This is a genomic window from Mesorhizobium sp. M7D.F.Ca.US.004.03.1.1 (assembly GCF_003998635.1).
GTDB classification, from domain to species: domain Bacteria; phylum Pseudomonadota; class Alphaproteobacteria; order Rhizobiales; family Rhizobiaceae; genus Mesorhizobium; species Mesorhizobium loti.
Genome location: NZ_RZQG01000812.1, coordinates 1 through 2,702, shown reverse-complemented (window position 1 = coordinate 2,702; position 2,702 = coordinate 1). Strand labels below are relative to the sequence as shown.

General features: G+C 63.5%; 3 protein-coding genes and 1 pseudogene. 2 read left to right on the top strand and 2 right to left on the bottom strand.

Annotated features, from left to right (window positions below; genetic code table 11):
• Window positions 1–27: 27 nt before the first annotated feature.
• Both rpoH and EN935_RS30230 read right to left on the bottom strand, forming a co-directional pair.
• The gene (gene rpoH / locus EN935_RS30235; protein WP_013529255.1) at window positions 28–939 is read right to left on the bottom strand and encodes an RNA polymerase sigma factor RpoH; all 912 of its coding nucleotides are present in this window, start codon (window positions 937–939) and stop codon (window positions 28–30) included.
• 190 nt (window positions 940–1,129) lie between these two features.
• Window positions 1,130–2,179, bottom strand: a complete 1,050-nt coding sequence (locus tag EN935_RS30230) for an RluA family pseudouridine synthase (protein ID WP_127264793.1) — start codon at window positions 2,177–2,179, stop codon at window positions 1,130–1,132.
• Between the two features lie 26 nt (window positions 2,180–2,205).
• Here EN935_RS30230 and EN935_RS30225 point away from each other — a divergent pair, with 26 nt between their 5' ends.
• Together EN935_RS30225 and EN935_RS42965 are read left to right on the top strand one after the other, a co-directional pair.
• The gene (locus tag EN935_RS30225; RefSeq protein ID WP_127373930.1) at window positions 2,206–2,589 is read left to right on the top strand and encodes a fimbrial protein; all 384 of its coding nucleotides are present in this window, start codon (window positions 2,206–2,208) and stop codon (window positions 2,587–2,589) included.
• 30 nt (window positions 2,590–2,619) lie between these two features.
• A pseudogene (locus EN935_RS42965) lies at window positions 2,620–2,702 on the top strand (VOC family protein); the annotation flags it as partial.

Here is a 2,702-nt window from a genome sequence, read left to right as displayed (position 1 = left end):
CCTTGATGTTCATTGCCGATGCCGGCTTTACGCCGCGGGCTGGGCCTCGATGGTGCGCAGCGCCTGGGTCTGGCGCTTGGCTGCGGCCTTGACCGCGTCCTGCACCTTCTCGAAGGCGCGCACCTCGATCTGGCGCACGCGCTCGCGGCTGATGTCGAACTCGGACGACAGCTCTTCCAGCGTCAGCGGCTCCTCGGCGAGGCGACGGGCCTCGAAGATGCGCCGCTCGCGCTCGTTGAGCACGGCAAGAGCGCCCGACAGCATGCCGCGCCGGTTTTCCAGCTCGTCCTGTTCGATCAGCATCTCTTCCTGGCTTTCGTGGTCGTCGACCAGCCAGTCCTGCCATTCGCCGGATTCGCCTTCGCTCGCCCGGATGGGGGCGTTGAGCGAGGCGTCGCCGGACAGGCGGCGGTTCATCGACACCACTTCGGCTTCGGAAACGTTCAGCCTGGTGGCGATCTCGGCGATCTGGTCGGGCTTCAAGTCGCCGTCATCCAGTGCCTGGATCTTGCCCTTCACTTTGCGCAGGTTGAAGAACAGGCGCTTCTGGTTGGCGGTCGTGCCCATCTTGACCAGGCTCCACGAGCGCAGGATGTACTCCTGGATCGAGGCCTTGATCCACCACATGGCGTAGGTCGCGAGGCGGAAGCCGCGCTCGGGTTCGAATTTCTTGACGGCCTGCATCAGGCCGACATTGCCTTCAGAGATCACTTCGCCGATCGGCAGGCCGTAGCCGCGATAGCCCATGGCGATCTTGGCGACGAGCCTGAGGTGGCTGGTGACGAGCTTGTGCGCAGCGGAGGTATCTTCATGCTCGGCGTAACGCTTGGCGAGCATGTACTCTTCCTGCGGCTGCAGCATGGGAAAGCGACGGATTTCTTCCAGGTAGCGGCTAAGGCCGCCTTCGCCGGAAACGATACTGGGTAATGACTGGGCCATGATAGCGCCCCCTCTCTATTGGAGTGATGCCCCCGAAACGCGGCGGGCATGTGACGCGAGCACCAAAAGGCTCGCCCGCGACATCGGATCTTATACAGGAACAAAACCAGAAAAGACAGGCATTTGTTCAACACGAAACAGTGTGTCACGCTGAAGTGAACAATGCCGCTCAGGTTTTTCTGTGGCAGGTTCAGAGCTTGCGGAAACCGCCTACGAGTTCCTCCATGTCCCCCGGTATAGGCGCTTCGAACCTCATCGTTAAATGGGTAGCCGGGTGGCGAAATGCAAGGAGCCAGGCATGCAAAGCCTGCCGGGGAAATGCCTTGACCTGACTTTTCAGCGGTTCGGGCAGCCGGTTGGCCTTGGTGCGAAAGGCCTGGCCATAGTCGGGGTCGCCGATCACCGGATGGCCGATATGCGCCATGTGGACACGGATCTGGTGGGTGCGGCCGGTCTCCAGCCGGCATTCGACCAGGCTGGCCGTGGCGAACTCCTGTTGGTTCTCGCCGAAGCGCTCCTGCACGGCGAAATGGGTGACCGCATGGCGGGCGTCGTCGCGTCCTTCGGGCACCACGGCACGGCGCACGCGGTCGGCGGCGCGGCCGAGCGCCGCGTCGACCCTTCCGGTCGGCCTCTGCGGTATACCCCAGACCAGCGCCAGATAGGCGCGCTCCAAGTCGCCGGTTAGGCCGTGATCGGCGAAGGCTTCGGACAGCGACTTGTGGGCGCGGTCGGTCTTGGCGACTACCATGACGCCGCTGGTCTCCTTGTCGAGGCGGTGGACGATGCCCGGCCGGCGCACGCCGCCGATGCCGGAAAGACTGTCGCCGCAATGATGGATCAGCGCGTTGACCAGCGTGCCGGTCCAGTTGCCGGCGCCGGGGTGCACGACAAGCCCCGCCGGCTTGTTGATGACGATCAGCTCGTCATCCTCATAGAGCACATCGAGCGCGATGTTCTCGCCTTGCGGCTCTGCCGGCTCCGGCTCCGGCATGGCGACCGAGACGCTTTCGCCTGGCGTCATCCTGCGTTTGGTCTCGTCGACCGGTTTGCCGTTGACCGAGACCGCGCCCTGCCTGATCAGCATCTGCACGCGGCTGCGCGACATATCCGGGCCGAGGCTCACCGCCAGCCACTGGTCGAGGCGCAGGCCGGCCGCATCCGCGCCCGCCACCAGCACGGTGGGTTCCATGAACTGGTGCTCTATCAATTCAGGGGCCTCTTCGCTATGAGCGCTCATTGAAAAACCGTTCCGGATTATTTGCCATGGCCCGGCCTGACGCCGACGAAAACGAAGAAAAGCCGCTCGACCCCGAGATCGACAAGGTACGCGGCAAGCTCATCCGCTTCATGGCCATCAATCTCGGCCTGCTTTTGCTGGCTCTTATGGTGGTGATCGCGGCGATTGTCTACAAATCCCGCAAAGCATCTCCTGAGAACCCGCCGTTGGCCGGCGATATCCAGACACCCGCCGGCGAACCGGTCAGCGGCGACATCGTGCTGCCGATCGGCGCCAAGGTGGTCAGCCAGTCGCTGTCCGGCAATCGCCTCTCCATCGACGCCGAACTTGCCGACGGCAACCGCACGATCTTCGTCTACGATATCGCCGAGCGCCGCCTGATCGGCCGCTTTGCGATCCGCAACAAATGACCGGTCAGCAACGATGAACAAGCCTCAGGCATGACCGGGTTCGCCGAACATCGCCGTGTCGCGACCGTGGCCCTGGTCGTCGCCAGCTATGACGAGGCGATAGCCTGGTATGT

Bases quoted from the DNA above. Each gene is read 5' to 3' on its own strand.
- rpoH (WP_013529255.1), bottom strand. From the start codon at position 939: ATGGCCCAGTCATTACCCAGTATCGTTTCCGGCGAAGGCGGCCTTAGC.
- EN935_RS30230 (WP_127264793.1), bottom strand. From the start codon at position 2,179: ATGAGCGCTCATAGCGAAGAGGCCCCTGAATTGATAGAGCACCAGTTC.
- EN935_RS30225 (WP_127373930.1), top strand. From the start codon at position 2,206: ATGGCCCGGCCTGACGCCGACGAAAACGAAGAAAAGCCGCTCGACCCC.